Here is a 16,207-nt window from a genome sequence, read left to right as displayed (position 1 = left end):
ATGTCGCGCAACCGCCTGATCTACGTGATGGACCCGATGTGCTCCTGGTGCTGGGGTTTCGCGCCCGTGGCCCAGGCCTTGATCGATCAGGCCGAGGCGGCAGGGGTCAAGACCCATATCGTGGTGGGCGGGCTGCGCAGCGGCGGCGCGGCGCTGGAGCCAACCACCCGCGACTACATCATCGAGCACTGGCATGCGGTGCACGAGGCCAGCGGCCAGGCCTTCGAGTTCGAGGGCGCACTGCCGGCAGGCTTCGTCTACGACACCGAGCCGGCTTGCCGAGCGATCGTGGCGGTGCGCGAACTGGCCCCCGATCTGGCCTGGCCGTTGGTCAAGCTGATCCAGCAGGCGTTCTACACCCTGCGCCTGGATGTGACCCAGCCGGTGCAGTTGGCTGCCCTGGCCGAACAGGCCGGTGTGCCGCGCATCGAGTTCGTCGAGGCGTTCGACAGCGATCGCAGGGTACAAACTACCCAGGCCGATTTCGCCTGGGCGCAGGGGCTGGGCATCGCCGGCTTTCCGACGTTGCTCGCCGAGCGCGATGGCCAGCTGGCTTTGCTGACCAATGGTTACCGACCGTTGGCCGATCTTGCGCCGTTGTTGGCGCGCTGGCTGGAACGTGCTGCCGATGCATGAGCGACCGGGCCCCGTCGGGGTGGCAGGGTCGCAAACCACGCCCGTGGCAGACCGCCTGAGTTGGGGCGAGATACGCCGATTGGCATTGCAGCACAAGCGTACGCTGTGGACCGCCAATGGCGTCGCCGTACTCGCTACCTTGTGCAGCGTGCCGATACCCCTGCTGTTGCCGCTGCTGGTCGATGAGGTCTTGCTCGGGCATGCCGGCAGTGCCACGCGCTGGATGAGTCAGGTGTTGCCCGCCGCCTGGCAGATCCCCGTCGGCTTCATAGGGCTGATGCTGGTGATCAGTTTCACCCTGCGTTGTGGGTCATTGCTTTTCAACGTCGTGCAGGCGCGGCTGTTCGCCGGCCTGGCCAAGGACGTGGTGTATCGCCTGCGTCTGCGTCTCATCGAACGGCTCAAGCGCATCTCCCTCAGCGAATACGAAAGCCTGGGCAGCGGGACGGTCACTACCCATCTGGTCACCGACCTGGAAACCCTCGACAAATTCGTCGGCGAAACCCTGAGCCGCTTCCTGGTGGCGATGCTGACCCTGGCCGGCACCGCGGGCATCCTGATGTGGATGCACTGGAAGCTGGCGCTGCTCATCCTGCTGTTCAACCCCCTCGTGGTGTACGCCACGGTGGTGCTGGGCAAGCGCGTCAAACACTTGAAGAAGCTCGAGAACGATAGCACCGCGCGCTTCACCCAGGCGCTCGGCGAAACCTTGGACGCCATCCAGGAAGTCCGCGCCAGCAACCGTCAGGGTTATTTTCTGGGCCGCCTCGGCCTGCGCGCTCGCGAAGTGCGCGACTTTGCGGTCGCCTCGATGTGGAAGAGCGACGCGTCGGGCCGCGCCAGCGCGCTGCTGTTCCAGTTCGGCATCGATATCTTCCGCGCTGCAGCCATGCTCACGGTGCTGTTCTCCGACCTCAGCATTGGCCAGATGCTGGCAGTGTTCAGCTACCTCTGGTTCATGATCACCCCGGTCGAACAGCTGTTGAATCTGCAATACGCCTACTACGCTGCAGGTGGTGCGCTGAAACGGATTAATGAATTGCTCGCTCGCGCCGATGAACCCAGGTATCCGGGCGGCAGCGATCCGTTCCGCGATCGCGAGACGGTGGGTATCGAGATCCGTGGCCTGACCTTCGCCTATGCCGAGGACAAGGTGCTGGACCGCCTGGACCTGAGCATCGCGCCCGGTGAAAAGGTCGCCATCGTCGGCGCCAGCGGGGGTGGCAAGAGCACGCTGGTGCAATTGCTGCTCGGGCTCTATACGCCACAGGCCGGGGAGGTGCGCTTTGGTGGCACGCTGCAGCAGGCGATGGGCCTGGAGACCCTGCGCGATAATGTCGCGGTGGTATTGCAACATCCATCGCTGTTCAACGATACGATTCGTGCCAACCTGACCATGGGCCGCACTGCCAGCGACCATGCCTGCTGGAATGCACTGCAGATCGCCCAGCTGGACAGCACCGTGCGGGACATGCCCCACGGCCTGGACAGCATTGTCGGCCGGTCCGGCGTACGCCTTTCCGGGGGTCAGCGGCAGCGTCTGGCGATTGCTCGAATGGTGCTGGCCGAGCCCAAGGTGGTCATTCTCGACGAAGCCACCTCTGCGCTCGATGCCGCCACCGAGTACAACCTGCACCAGGCCCTCGCGCGATTCCTGCGAGGGCGCACTACCTTGATCATTGCCCACCGGCTCTCTGCGGTGAAGCAGGCCGACCGCGTGCTGGTGTTCGACGGCGGCCGGATCGCCGAAGATGGCGATCACCAGCAGCTTATCGCCGAGGGCGGGCTGTATGCGCGTCTGTACGGTTATCTGCAACAGGTCTGAGTCCGCGGCTGGCGGCGCGCCCAGCCATAAAAAAAAGATTCGGCACCGACGAAAACTGTGCCGGTCCTTTCCGAAACTAGCCTAGAGTGTGCCAGTGGTGATTGAAGTTCTGACTTGGACGTTGCCTGGATCGCTGAAGCAAGGAACCTCATGAAGCACACACAGACTCTCGATACACCGAGATTGCTGGGGATTGTCTGGCCATTCATCGCCGTCGTGGGGTTGATGGCAATGCTGGGTTGCATCAGCCTCTACGCACTGTCCGCGGTGCGCAGCTATGTCGCGGGCGAAAGCTTCTGGTCCAAGGGTCAGAAAGACGCGATCTACTACCTGAACCTGTATGCCGACAGCCGTGACGAGGAAGTCTTCCAGAAGTACCTGCGCGCCATCGCCATTCCCCAGGGCGGTCATCAGCTGCGCCTCGCCCTCGACCAGCCCGAGCCTGATCTGGCGGCTGCACGGACCGGCATTCTGAAGGGCAACAACCACCCTGACGACATGCAGAACATCATCTGGCTGTACCGTCACTTCAGCGATGTGAGCTACATGTCCAGGGCCATCGCGCACTGGAAGATCGGCGATACCTACCTGGTCGAACTCGACGCCCTGGCGCAGCAGATGCACGCGGCGCAACAGGCCGGCACCGCCAGCGAAGCGGACATGGCGCGCTGGAAGCACCAGATCATGCTCATCAATGACGCGGTGACGCCCGCCGCCATGGCCTTCAGCGCGGCATTGGGCGAGGGCTCGCGCGCGGTGCAGTACCTGCTGGTGGTCAGCAACCTGCTGGTGGCGCTGCTGTTGATCGTGCTGGCGCTGTGGCGCACGCGCAAGCTGCTCAACCAGCGCCATGCCTTCGCCTATGCCCTGCAACTGGAAAAGGACCGCGCCCAGGTAACCCTGGCGTCCATCGGCGATGGGGTGATCACTACCGATGTCGAGGGCGCGATCCTCTACATGAACCCGGCCGCCGAGCGACTGACCCACTGGAGCGCCGATCAGGCCGTGGGGCTGCCGCTGGCGGCGTTGTTCAACCTGCTCGACGAAAACGCCGAGAAGGACAGCTTCACCCTCATCGACCACATCGTCAGTGGCGACCTGCGCGGCGGCAGCGAACACGCCAAGCTGATCCAGCGCCTGGACGGCAGTACGGTCTCGGTGACGCTCGTAGGCGCGCCGATCCAGACCGACCAGCACATCAGCGGTACCGTGCTGGTGCTGCACGACATGACCCAGGAGCGGCAATACATCGCCAACCTGTCGTGGCAGGCCACGCACGATGCATTGACCGGGCTGGCCAACCGCCGCGAGTTCGAGTTCCGTCTCGAGCAGGCGCTGGCCGCGCTGCAGCGTTATCCTGGCTGCCACTCACTGATGTTCCTCGACCTGGACCAGTTCAAACTGGTCAACGACACCTGCGGTCACGCGGCGGGCGACGAACTGCTTCGCCACATCTGCGCACTGCTGCAGTCCGGGCTGCGCGAGGGTGACACCCTGGCGCGCCTGGGCGGTGACGAGTTCGGCATCCTCATCGAGAACTGCTCGGCCGCCGAATCGGAGAAACTGGCCGAAACACTGCGCCACACCGTGCAGAACCTGCACTTCGTGTGGAAGGGGCGCCCGTTCGTCACCACCGTCAGCGTCGGCATGGTGCACCTGACCCAGGCGCCGATCACCCTCGAAGCCTCGATGCGCGCCGCCGACATGGCCTGCTACCTGGCCAAGGAGCGCGGCCGCAACCGCGTTCAGGTCTACCACGCCGCCGACAGCGAACTGACCGTGCGCGTCGACGAGATGGCGTGGGTCCAACGGTTGCACATGGCCCTGGAGGAAAACCGGTTCTGCCTGTACGCGCAGGAGATCGCCGCCCTGGGGATACAGGACGGCCCGCCGGGTGGGCACATCGAGATCCTGCTGCGCCTGAGCGATGAAACCGGCCGCATCATCATGCCCGAGGTGTTCATCCCGGCTGCCGAGCGCTACGGCCTGATGACCGCCCTGGACCGTTGGGTGGTGCAGAACGTATTCAAGGTGGTGCGCCAGACGCTCGACCAGCCCGACCAGGGGCCGTTGGCGGTGTGTGCGATCAACCTTTCCGGCATCAGCATCGGTGATGACGAGTTCCTTGAGTTCCTGCGTGAACAATTTCGCCTGCACGCCATTCCGGCCGAGCTGATATGTTTCGAGATTACCGAGACAAGCGCCATCGCAAATCTTGGCAGCGCAATCCGTTTTATCAATGAATTGAAGGGCTTGGGTTGTCACTTTGCACTCGACGACTTCTGCGCCGGTATGTCTTCGTTTGCCTATTTGAAACATTTACCTGTCGATTATTTGAAAATCGACGGCAGCTTCGTTAAAGATATGTTGGACGACCCGATCAATCGGGCGATGGTGGAAGTGATCAACCATATTGGCCACGTCATGGGCAAGCGCACCATTGCCGAGTTTGTCGAGACGCCTCTGATAGAACAGGCCTTGCTGGAAATTGGTGTGGACTACGCACAAGGATATTTGATCGAGCGACCGCAGGTTTTCACCTGTGACAGTCTGCGCCGTCACCTGGGCAGACTGCGGCCGTTGCGCTTTGGCGTTCCCGACACTTTCCGATAAGGGCAATTTGCCGCTGTTCTTCACTTAATTAAATGGAGGTTTGCCAGTGAACGATCCTTTTATTCGCCTGGGTCCGCTGATGGACGCAAAAAGTTATCCCGAGTGGGCACAGAAACTGATCGAAGACTGTGCGCCGAACAAACGTCGGGTCGTCGAGCATGAGGTTTACGCGCGCATGCGCGACAACCAGCTGAGCTCGCGCACCATGCGTCATTACCTGATCGGCGGCTGGCCCGTGGTGGAGCAGTTTTCACTGTACATGGCGCAGAACCTGACCAAGACGCGTTTTGCCCGGCATCCGGGCGAGGACATGGCGCGGCGCTGGTTGATGCGCAACATTCGAGTCGAACTCAATCACGCCGATTATTGGGTGCATTGGAGCCAGGCGCATGGCGTCAGTCTCCAGGATCTCATCGCCCAGGACGTGCCGGCCGAGCTGCACGCGCTCAGCCATTGGTGCTGGCAGAGCTGTGCCACCGACTCGCTGGCGGTTGCCATGGCGGCCACCAACTATGCCATCGAGGGTGCAACCGGCGAGTGGTCGGCGGTGGTCTGCGCCGACGACACCTATGCCCAGGCGTTTCCCGAGCAGAACCGCAAGCGCGCCATGCGCTGGCTGAGCCTGCATGCCCAGTACGACGACGAGCATCCGTGGGAAGCTCTGGAGATCATCTGCACCCTGGTTGGCAACCATGCCACCGAACTGCAGCAGGCCGAGCTGCGCAACGCCATCTGCAAGAGCTACGACTTCATGTTCCTGTTCCTGGAACGCTGCATGGCGCTGGAGCTGCAGCGCACCACCACCCTGGACAAAAGGGTCGTGGCTTGAAACAGGGTAGGGGCATGACGCAGGACTAGCAGGATCGCCTCAGGCGGCACCACGGTTGCGCGACAGGCTGGCTGGCCGGTCGTTACAGCGGTGGGTGCCCGCCCTGAGGACACATTTCACTGGGCGTCCAACGCCCGGCCATTGACCCCGATACTGTCGGGTCCCATCAGGTACAGATACACCGGCATGATCTGTTCGGGCAACGGGTTGCGGCCAGGCTCCTCGGCCGGATAGGCCTGCGCGCGCATGGCCGTGCGCGTGGCACCGGGGTTGATGCTGTTGGAACGTACCGCGCTGACACCTTCCAGCTCGTCGGCGAGGGTCTGCATCAGGCCTTCGGTGGCGAACTTCGACACGCCGTAGGCGCCCCAGTGGGCGCGCCCCTTGCGACCGACACTGCTGGAGGTGAACGCCACCGAGCCATCTGCCGCCTGCTTGAGCAGAGGCAGCAGTGCGCGAGTGAGCATGAACGTGGCGTTCACGTTGACCTGCATCACCTGGATGAACTCGTCGTCGGGCAGCACGTCCAGTGGTGTGCGCGGGCCAATGATCGAGGCGTTGTGCAGCAGGCCGTCGAGGCGGCCGAAGGTGGTCTCGATCACCTGTGCCAATTGCGCGTACTGTTCGCTTCGCGCGCTCTGCAGGTCGAAGGTGATGACCACCGGCTGGGCATGCCCGGCGGCTTCGATTTCGTCGTACACGGTGGTCAGGTTGGATTCGGTCTTGCCCAGCAGCAGCACGGTGGCGCCATGGGCGGCGAAGGTTTTCGCGGCGGCAGCGCCAATGCCACGGCCGGCACCGGTCACCAGGATGATGCGCCCGGCCAGCAGGTCGGGGCGGGCTGAGTAATCGAACATGGAAACTCCTGGAAAGTAGTACGGTTCAGCAGCCGCAAAGGGCCTGGTCGAGCACACGGCGCAGATCCGACGGGTGATCGACTACCACGTCGGCGCCCCAGTGATCCGGGTTGTCGTCGGGATGGATGTAGCCGTAGCGCACTGCGGCGGTCCTGGTCCCGGCATCGCGGCCCGATTCGATGTCGCGCAGATCATCACCGACGAACAGCACGCTGGCCGGGTCCAGGTCGAGCCTGCTGCAGGCCAGCAGCACGGGTTCGGGGTCCGGCTTGCTGCGCGTTACATGGTCGGGGCAGATCAGCACCGCCGAACGCTGTGCCAACCCCAGTTGCTGCATGATGGGCTCGGCGAAGCGCAACGGCTTGTTGGTCACCACGCCCCAGATCAGCTTGGCCTGCTCGATATCCGCGAGCAGTTGCGCCATGCCTTCGTAGAGATGGCTGTGGACCGCGCAGCCGTGTTGGTAGCGCTCGAGGAACTCCAGGCGCAAGGCTTCGAACTCAGCTGACTCGGGTGCCAGGTCGAACGACGCCTGGACCATGGCCTTGGCGCCGCCGGAGATCACGTCGCGCACACGCTGCTCGTCGATCGGCGCCAGGCCGCGTTCGGCGCGCATGGCCTGGCATATGGCGACGAAGTCCGGCGCGGTATCGAGCAGCGTGCCGTCCATATCGAAAAGTACCGCTCGAAGGCGCATGCTCATTCCTCGCGAAGGGTCTGGATCATGTAGTTGACGTCGACGTCCGACGCCAGCTTGTAGTGCTTGGTGAGCGGGTTGTAGGTCAGGCCGGTGATGTCCTTGACGGTCAGTCCGGCCTCGCGGCTCCACGCGCCGAGCTCGGAAGGGCGGATGAATTTCTTGAAGTCGTGGGTGCCGCGCGGCAGCAGCTTCATGATGTACTCGGCGCCGATGATCGCGAACAGGTACGCCTTGGGGTTGCGGTTGATGGTCGAGAAGAACACCTGGCCGCCAGGCTTGACCATGCGGAAGCAGGCGCGGATCACCGACGATGGGTCTGGCACGTGTTCGAGCATTTCCAGGCAGGTGACCACATCGAAGCGCTGCGGGCATTCGGCCGACAGGGCTTCGGCGGTGATCTGGCGGTATTCCACTTCCACCCCGGATTCCAGCTGGTGCAGGCGGGCAACCGCCAGCGGCGCCTCGCCCATGTCGATCCCGGTGACCTTGGCGCCGCGCAGGGCCATGGCCTCGCTCAGGATACCGCCGCCGCAACCTACATCCAGGACCTGCTTGCCCGCCAGGTTGACGCGCTCGTCGATCCAGTTGACGCGCAACGGATTGATGTCGTGCAGCGGCTTGAACTCGCTGTTGCGATCCCACCAGCGGTGCGCCAGGGCTTCGAACTTGGCGATTTCAGCGTGGTCGACGTTGCTCATTGGGTGTCCTCTAAACGATGTGATTCTTGAATTCTGTAGGGCCGGGCGGCGCAGTCGTCATCGCTCGGCGGCGATACGCTCGCCCCAGGCGCATGCCTTGTCACGTAGCAGTTGCTCGTCCAGGCGGGTCAGGCGACCTTCGTCGAGCAGTTGCCTGCCGGCGACCCAGACATGCCGGACACAATCGCGGCTACTGGCGTAGATCAGTTGCGACACCGGGTCGTAGACCGGCTGCTGAGCCAGTCTGGACAGGTCGAACGACGCCAGGTCCGCAGCCTTGCCAACCTCCAGCGAGCCGATGTGCGTCTCCATGCCCAGGGCTCGGGCGCCATTGAGGGTGGCCATGCGCAGTGCGCGATGGGCATCCAATGCGGTCGCCGAACCGGCCACGGCCTTGGCCAGCAGCGCTGCGATGCGCGTGTCGCCGAGCAGGTCGAGGCTATTGTTGCTCGCCGCCCCATCGGTGCCCACGGCCACATTGACGCCGGCCTGCCAGAGCTTTTCCACCGGACAGAAGCCACTGGCCAGCTTGAGGTTGGACAGCGGGCAGTGCACGACGTTGCTGTTGCTTTCCACCAGCAGCGCGAGGTCGGCGTCGTCTATCTGAGTCATGTGCACCGCCTGGAAGCGCGGCCCCAGCAGGCCGAGGCGGGCCAGCCTGGCCAGCGGACGCTCGCCGCTCTGTTGCAGGGCATCGTGCACTTCGCCTGCGGTTTCGTGAACATGCATGTGGATGGCGGCATCCATTTCGTCCGCCAGTACCCGGATCTTTTCCAGGTTTTCGTCGCTCACCGTGTAGGGCGCATGGGGGCCGAAGGCAATGCTGACGCGTGGATGGTGCTTGAGGTCGTTGAACAGCTCGACCCCCTTGTGCAGCGCCTCGTCGGCATCACGCGCGCCGGGAATGGGGAAGTTCAGCACCGGCACGGTGATCTGTGCGCGCATGCCACTGGCGTGCACGCGCTCGGCGGCCACTTCGGGAAAGAAATACATGTCGGAAAAGCAGGTGATGCCGCCTTGGAGTTGCTCGGCAATGGCCAGGTCGGTGCCGTCGCGGACGAACGCCTCGCTGACCCAGCGTGCCTCGGCGGGCCAGATGTGTCGTTCGAGCCAGGTCATCAGCGGCAGGTCGTCGGCCAGGCCGCGGAACAGCGTCATGGCCGCGTGCCCGTGCGCATTGACCAGCCCCGGAGCGAGCAGCTGGCCCGGCAGTTCGCGGGTTTCTCGCGCCTGCAGCCGGGCGGCTGCGCTGCGCGGGCCGATGAATGCGATCTGGCCGTCGCGGATACCCAGGGCATGGTCTTCGAGCACGACACCGGCGGGCTCGACCGGTACCAGCCAGGTGGGCAGTAGCAGCAGGTCCAGGGCGGTATCGACATCGGGCATGGCAAGTTCCGGGGCTTCGGCAGGTGATGGCGAAGTATACCCGAGCGTCTTGGACGGGGGCTCGCTATAATCGAGCGCTTTTGGTGTCTGAGTACGGAGTGGGGCATGCGTGATCGATTGTTGGCGGCGGAACGGGTCAAAGCCGTTGATTGGCGAGGTGACGCGTTGCACCTGCTCGACCAGCGCGCGCTGCCTGCGCAGCAGGTCTGGCGCCCCTGTATCGATGCACCCGGCGTGGCCGACGCGGTCCGCATCGGGGTCGTGGCCGGTGCCTCGGCCGTTGCCATCAGCGTTGCCTATGCGGTAGTGCTGGCGGCACGCCTGCACCGTGCGGCCGGGCCTGACTGGCGCACCGCGCTGGACGAGGACCTGCGCCTGCTGGCGGCGATCCGCCCGGCCACCGCCGACCTGTTCTGGGCGCTGGAGCGCATGCGCGAGCGCCTGGGCCGGGTGCGTGCCGGCGAGGACCCGCTGCCCGCGCTCGAGGCCGAAGCCCTGGCCATTCACGAAAGCGACCGCGAAGCCAACCTGACCATGGCTCAGTTGGGCGTGGAATTGATCCGTCGGCACCAGGGCAATCTGCAGACCGTGCTGACCCACGCCAATCCCGGTGCCCTGGCCAGCGGCGGGTTCGGCACGGCGCTGGGGGTGGTGCGCGCCGCGTTCCACGACGGCATGCTCGAACGTGTCTATGTCGACGAAACCCGGCCGGGCCTGCAAGGCTCGCGGCTGACCGCCTGGGAGCTGTCCAGCGAGGGCGTGCCGGTGACCGTGGCCGCCGACTCGGCAGCTGCGCACCTGATGAAAAGCAAGGGCATCACATGGGTAATCGTCGGTGCCGAGCGGATCGCCGCCAACGGCGATATCGCGGCCCGGATCGGCACCTACCAGCTGGCTGTATGCGCGATGCACCACGGTGTTCGTTTCATGGTGGTAGCCACCAGTGCGGCGATCGACATGGCGCTGGAGAGCGGCGATGACATTCCGCTGCTCGAACGCGATGGCCGAGAACTTCTGGAAGTGTCCGGGACACGCATCGGCGCGGATGTCGAAGCGTTCAACCCGGTCCACGACGTGACGCCGGCCGACCTGATCGACGTGATCGTCACTGAAAAGGGCATCGTCGAGCGGCCTGATACGGCCAAGCTGGCGCAGCTGATGTGTCGCCGGCGCCTGCATTGAGTCCGTCGCACCGACAAATCGGCCTTTTTTCGATGCGGGCCTGGCCTAGCAGCGCCGCAGCGCCGTGTGAGAGGCTTGATCTCACTCGATCAAGGGTCCTGTCAGGGTTTAAGGGGATAGGTGTCTGACGGCGATTGTGCTACCATCCGGCGGTTTTCGGGGGTGCATCGCGGTGTCCCCCCAACGCCGCAGGTCCAAGGCGTAACTCGTTGATTTGTCGTAAGTCGCCGTTGGCATCGGCCAGCGGTGGCAAGCTTCGTTCTTCTCACAGGGAGGCAACGGAGTTTCACCAGAAAAAGGAATCAGGCTTCTCATGGGCGAACTGGCCAAAGAAATCCTCCCGGTCAATATCGAAGACGAGCTGAGACAGTCCTACCTCGACTACGCCATGAGCGTGATCGTCGGTCGTGCACTGCCTGATGCACGTGATGGCTTGAAGCCCGTGCATCGCCGCGTTCTGTTTGCGATGAGTGAGCTGGGCAACGATTGGAACAAACCCTACAAGAAATCGGCCCGTGTGGTCGGTGACGTGATCGGTAAGTATCACCCGCACGGTGATACCGCGGTCTACGACACCATCGTGCGCATGGCCCAGCCGTTCTCGCTGCGCTACCTGCTGGTCGATGGCCAGGGCAACTTCGGTTCCGTGGACGGCGACAACGCCGCCGCCATGCGCTACACCGAAGTGCGCATGACCAAGCTGGCCCACGAGCTGCTGGCCGACCTGCACAAGGAAACCGTCGACTGGGTGCCCAACTACGACGGCACCGAGTTGATCCCTGCGGTCATGCCGACGCGCATCCCCAACCTGCTGGTCAACGGTTCCAGCGGTATCGCCGTGGGCATGGCGACCAATATCCCGCCGCACAACCTGGGCGAGGTGCTCGACGGCTGCCTGGCGGTCATCGACAACCCGGACGTCACCATCGATGAACTGATGCAGTTCATTCCCGGGCCGGACTTCCCGACTGCCGCCATCATCAACGGTCGCCAGGGCATCATCGAGGCCTACCGCACCGGTCGTGGCCGGATCTACATGCGCGCCCGCTCCCATGTCGAGGACATCGACAAGGTCGGCGGTCGCCAGCAGATCGTCGTCACCGAGCTGCCGTACCAGTTGAACAAGGCGCGCCTGATCGAGAAGATCGCCGAGCTGGTAAAAGAGAAGAAACTCGAAGGCATCTCCGAGTTGCGCGACGAGTCCGACAAGGACGGCATGCGCATCGTCATCGAGCTGCGCCGCGGTGAAGTGCCGGAGGTGATCCTCAACAACCTCTATGCCCAGACCCAGCTGCAGGCCGTGTTCGGGATCAACATCGTTGCCCTGATCGACAACCGTCCGCGCATCCTCAACCTCAAGGACCTGCTCGAAGCCTTCGTTCGCCACCGCCGTGAAGTCGTCACCCGGCGCACCGTGTTCGAACTGCGCAAGGCGCGCGAGCGCGGCCACATTCTCGAAGGCCAGGCGGTTGCGTTGTCCAACATCGATCCGGTCATCGCCCTGATCAAGGCCTCGCCGACGCCGTCCGAAGCCAAGGAGGCGCTGATCAGCACGCCATGGGAGTCCAGCGCCGTGGTGGCGATGGTCGAACGTGCCGGTGCCGAGTCCTCGCGTCCGGAAAACCTCGATCCACAGTACGGCCTGCGCGACGGCAAGTATTTCCTGTCGCCGGAACAGGCCCAGGCCATCCTCGAGCTGCGCCTGCATCGCCTGACCGGTCTGGAGCACGAGAAGCTGCTGGCCGAGTACCAGGAGATTCTCAACCAGATCGCCGAGCTGATCCGCATCCTCAACAGCGCCGAGCGCCTGATGGAAGTGATCCGCGAGGAACTGGAACTGATTCGCTCCGAATATGGCGATGTGCGCCGGACCGAGATCCTCGATTCGCGCCTTGACCTGACGCTGGGCGACATGATCCCGGAAGAAGAGCGCGTGGTGACCATTTCCCACAGTGGTTACGCCAAGACCCAGCCGCTGTCGTCCTACCAGGCCCAGCGCCGGGGCGGCAAGGGCAAGTCGGCCACCGGCGTCAAGGACGAGGACTACATCTCGCACCTGCTGGTCGCCAACAGCCATGCCACGCTGCTGCTGTTTTCCAGCAAGGGCAAGGTGTACTGGCTCAAGACCTATGAAATTCCCGAGGCGTCCCGTGCTGCGCGCGGCCGTCCGCTGGTCAACCTGCTGCCGCTGGATGATGGCGAGTACATCACCACCATGCTGCAGATCGACCTCGAGGCCCTGCAGGCCACCGCCGGCGCCGACGAAGACCTGGACGACGCCGACGATACCGTCATCGAAGGCGAAATCGTCGAAGCCGAAGAAGTCGTCGAAGCCGTTGAAGGCGACGAGGGCGACACCCCCGAGCTGGTGGCCGAGCCTACCGGTGCCTATATCTTCATGGCGACCGCCTTCGGTACGGTCAAGAAGACGCCGTTGGCGCAGTTCGCCCGTCCGCGCTCCAGCGGCTTGATCGCCTTGAAACTCAAGGAAGGCGACACCCTGATCGCTGCAGCCATCACCGACGGCGCCAAGGAAGTCATGCTGTTCTCCGACGCCGGCAAGGTGATCCGCTTCGCCGAAGGCGTGGTGCGGCAGATGGGCCGTGGTGCCCGCGGTATCCGCGGCATGCGCCTGGGCAAGGGCCAGCAGCTGATTTCCATGCTGATCCCCGAATCCGGCGCGCAGATTCTCACCGCCTCCGAACGCGGCTTCGGCAAGCGCACGCCGTTGAGCAAGTTCCCCCGTCGCGGCCGTGGCGGCCAGGGCGTGATCGCCATGGTCACCAAGGAGCGCAACGGCAAGCTGGTCGGCGCGATCCAGTCCCAGGAAGGTGAAGAGATCATGCTCATCTCCGACCAGGGCACGCTGGTGCGCACCCGTGTTGGCGAAGTCTCCAGCCTTGGCCGCAACACCCAGGGCGTGACCCTGATCAAGCTGGTCACCGACGAGAAGCTGGTGGGCCTGGAGCGAGTCCAGGAGCCATCGGAAGTCGAGGATGACGAGCTGGAAGAGGGTGTCGAAGGCGTTGAAAGCGCCGAAGGCGGCGATGCGGTCGATTCCGAAGTGGCCCAGGGTGATGTCGAGCCCGATGCCGCCGACGAAGCGCCCGAGGAGTAAGCTGTAGGGCAGGGGATTGGGCGGTGCGCCCTTCGCGGGCAGAGCCCGCTCCCACAAGTTCTCCGTTGCATCGGGAGCCTCGTGGGAGCGGTCAGCCGCCGCGAAGGCAGCACCGCCGATCTTCCGGCGGACACACCCGGGCCAGGCCCGAATTCAAGCAGAGCGAGAGTGGATGTGAGCAATCGAGCCTTTAACTTCTGCGCAGGCCCCGCTGCGCTTCCCGAAGCTGTGCTGCAGCGCGCCCAGGCGGAAATGCTGAACTGGCGTGGCAAGGGCCTTTCGGTGATGGAGATGAGCCATCGCAGCGAGGACTACACCGCCATCGCCGAAAAGGCCGAACAAGACCTGCGCGACCTGCTTGGCGTCCCGTCCAACTACAAGGTCCTGTTCCTGCAGGGTGGCGCCAGCCAGCAGTTCGCCGAAATCCCTCTGAACCTGCTTCCCGAAAGCGGCACGGCGGACTACGTCGAAACCGGTATCTGGTCGAAGAAGGCCATCGAGGAAGCGCGTCGCTACGGCAACATCAATGTCGCTGCCAGCGCCAAGCCCTACGACTACCTGGCCATCCCCGGCCAGAACGAGTGGAAACTGACGCCCGGCGCGGCCTACGTCCATTACGCTTCCAATGAAACCATCGGTGGCCTGCAGTTCGACTGGGTGCCGCAGACCGGTGATACGCCACTGGTCGTCGACATGTCCTCGGACATTCTCTCGCGTCCCATTGACGTGTCCCAGTTCGGCTTGATCTATGCCGGCGCGCAGAAGAACATCGGCCCCAGCGGCCTGGTCGTGGTGATCGTGCGCGAAGACCTGCTGGGCAAGGCGCGCAGCGCCTGTCCGACCATGCTCGATTACCGGATCGCTGCCGACAACGGCTCGATGTACAACACGCCTGCGACCTACTCCTGGTACCTCTCGGGCCTGGTGTTCGAGTGGCTAAAGGAGCAGGGCGGCGTTGCGGCCATGGAAGCCCGCAACCGTGCCAAGAAAGACCGCCTGTACGGCTTCATCGATGCCAGCGATTTCTACAGCAACCCGATCTCGGTCAACGCCCGGTCCTGGATGAACGTGCCGTTCCGCCTGGCCGACGAGCGTCTGGACAAGGCATTCCTGGCCGGCGCCGATGCGCGCGGTCTGCTCAACCTCAAGGGTCACCGTTCGGTCGGTGGCATGCGCGCCTCCATCTACAACGCCCTGGGCCTTGACGCCATCGAAGCGCTGGTCGGCTACATGGCGGAGTTCGAAAAGGAAAACGGCTGATGTCCGAACATGAACTCAAGGCCTTGCGGGTACGCATCGACAGCCTCGACGAGAAGATTCTCGAGCTGATCAGTGATCGCGCCCGCTGCGCCGAAGAAGTCGCGCGGGTCAAGATGGCCGCGCTGGCCGAAGGCGAAGTGCCGGTGTTCTATCGGCCCGAACGCGAGGCGCAAGTGCTCAAGCGGGTCATGGAGCGCAACAAGGGGCCGCTGAGCAACGAGGAGATGGCGCGCCTGTTCCGCGAGGTCATGTCATCCTGCCTGGCGTTGGAGAACCCGCTCAAGGTCGCCTACCTGGGCCCCGAAGGTACCTTCACCCAGGCAGCTGCCATGAAACACTTCGGCCACGCTGTGATCAGCAAGCCCATGGCGGCGATCGACGAAGTGTTCCGCGAGGTGGTTGCAGGTGCAGTGAACTTCGGCGTGGTGCCGGTGGAAAACTCCACCGAAGGCGCGGTGAACCACACCCTCGACAGCTTCCTCGAACACGACATGGTGATCTGCGGCGAAGTCGAACTGCGCATCCACCACCACCTGCTGATCGGCGACAACACCAAGACCGACAGCATCAGTCGCATCTATTCCCACGCACAGTCGCTGGCGCAATGTCGCAAGTGGCTGGACGCGCACTACCCGAACGTCGAGCGCATCGCGGTCGCCAGCAATGCCGAGGCGGCCAAGCGGGTCAAGGGCGAATGGAACTCGGCGGCCATCGCCGGCGACATGGCTGCCGGCCTGTATGGCCTGGAGCGCCTGGCCGAGAAGATCGAAGACCGTCCGGACAACGCCACACGGTTCCTCATCATCGGCAGCCAGGAAGTGCCGCCTACCGGCGACGACAAGACCTCGATCATCGTGTCCATGAGCAACCGGCCGGGTGCGTTGCACGAGCTGCTGGTGCCGTTTCACGACAACGGCATCGACCTTACCCGAATCGAGACACGGCCATCGCGCAGCGGCAAATGGACCTACGTGTTCTTCATCGACTTCATCGGCCATCATCGCGACCCGTTGATCAAGGGCGTGCTGGAGCAGATCAGTCAGGAAGCCGTGGCACTCAAGGTGCTGGGCTCATACCCCAAAGCGGTTCTTTAACAGAAGGGT

At 63.8% G+C, this 16,207-nt stretch carries 12 protein-coding genes; 8 read left to right on the top strand and 4 right to left on the bottom strand.

Translation table 11 applies throughout. The features are described from left to right. The 4 genes from H7993_RS06280 (at window position 1) to H7993_RS06265 (ending at window position 5,903) form a co-directional block, all read left to right on the top strand. Window positions 1–636: a DsbA family protein gene (locus tag H7993_RS06280; RefSeq protein WP_185793814.1), complete on the top strand. Its 636-nt coding sequence runs from the start codon at window positions 1–3 to the stop codon at window positions 634–636. Next, the gene (locus H7993_RS06275; protein ID WP_122479074.1) at window positions 629–2,461 is read left to right on the top strand and encodes an ABC transporter ATP-binding protein; all 1,833 of its coding nucleotides are present in this window, start codon (window positions 629–631) and stop codon (window positions 2,459–2,461) included. Before H7993_RS06280 ends, H7993_RS06275 begins: the two co-directional genes overlap by 8 nt. 150 nt (window positions 2,462–2,611) lie before the next feature. Beyond that, window positions 2,612–5,074, top strand: a complete 2,463-nt coding sequence (locus H7993_RS06270; protein WP_122479073.1) for an EAL domain-containing protein — start codon at window positions 2,612–2,614, stop codon at window positions 5,072–5,074. Window positions 5,075–5,120: 46 nt separating this feature from the next. Continuing rightward, window positions 5,121–5,903 (top strand): iron-containing redox enzyme family protein, encoded by a 783-nt coding sequence (locus H7993_RS06265; RefSeq protein WP_122479071.1) that lies wholly within the window; start codon window positions 5,121–5,123, stop codon window positions 5,901–5,903. A gap of 116 nt (window positions 5,904–6,019) precedes the next feature. On the opposite strand, the gene H7993_RS06260 is transcribed toward H7993_RS06265, so the two are convergent. Genes H7993_RS06260 through H7993_RS06245 form a run of 4 tightly spaced genes read right to left on the bottom strand, consistent with a single transcriptional unit; the run spans window position 6,020 to window position 9,544 of the window. Continuing rightward, complete coding sequence (locus H7993_RS06260; protein ID WP_185793813.1) at window positions 6,020–6,760, bottom strand: YciK family oxidoreductase; 741 nt, start codon at window positions 6,758–6,760, stop codon at window positions 6,020–6,022. Between the two features lie 25 nt (window positions 6,761–6,785). Beyond that, a complete protein-coding gene (gene mupP, locus H7993_RS06255) occupies window positions 6,786–7,457 on the bottom strand; it encodes an N-acetylmuramic acid 6-phosphate phosphatase MupP (protein WP_185793812.1) in 672 nt (223 codons plus the stop codon). A 2-nt stretch (window positions 7,458–7,459) separates the two neighbouring features. Then, a complete protein-coding gene (gene ubiG, locus H7993_RS06250) occupies window positions 7,460–8,158 on the bottom strand; it encodes a bifunctional 2-polyprenyl-6-hydroxyphenol methylase/3-demethylubiquinol 3-O-methyltransferase UbiG (protein WP_122479065.1) in 699 nt (232 codons plus the stop codon). 57 nt (window positions 8,159–8,215) lie between these two features. Then, window positions 8,216–9,544: a TRZ/ATZ family hydrolase gene (locus H7993_RS06245; protein WP_122479064.1), complete on the bottom strand. Its 1,329-nt coding sequence runs from the start codon at window positions 9,542–9,544 to the stop codon at window positions 8,216–8,218. Between the two features lie 105 nt (window positions 9,545–9,649). Between H7993_RS06245 and mtnA the strand changes: the two genes are divergently transcribed. From mtnA to pheA, 4 genes are all read left to right on the top strand, one after another. Continuing rightward, window positions 9,650–10,726, top strand: coding sequence for an S-methyl-5-thioribose-1-phosphate isomerase (gene mtnA / locus H7993_RS06240; RefSeq protein WP_122479062.1), 1,077 nt, complete (start codon window positions 9,650–9,652; stop codon window positions 10,724–10,726). Window positions 10,727–11,039: 313 nt separating this feature from the next. Further along, window positions 11,040–13,844, top strand: coding sequence for a DNA gyrase subunit A (gyrA, locus tag H7993_RS06235; RefSeq protein ID WP_185793811.1), 2,805 nt, complete (start codon window positions 11,040–11,042; stop codon window positions 13,842–13,844). Between the two features lie 174 nt (window positions 13,845–14,018). Then, on the top strand, window positions 14,019–15,104 hold the full coding sequence (serC, locus tag H7993_RS06230; RefSeq protein ID WP_122479705.1) for a 3-phosphoserine/phosphohydroxythreonine transaminase: 1,086 nt from the start codon (window positions 14,019–14,021) through the stop codon (window positions 15,102–15,104). Continuing rightward, a complete protein-coding gene (gene pheA, locus H7993_RS06225) occupies window positions 15,104–16,198 on the top strand; it encodes a prephenate dehydratase (protein WP_122479059.1) in 1,095 nt (364 codons plus the stop codon). The genes serC and pheA overlap by 1 nt, the downstream gene beginning before the upstream one ends. The last annotated feature ends 9 nt before the right edge of the window (window positions 16,199–16,207 follow it).

The sequence above is a fragment of the Pseudomonas baltica genome (assembly GCF_014235765.1).
Classification (GTDB): Bacteria; Pseudomonadota; Gammaproteobacteria; order Pseudomonadales; family Pseudomonadaceae; genus Aquipseudomonas; species Aquipseudomonas baltica.
This window is presented reverse-complemented; position numbering and strand designations above follow the sequence as displayed.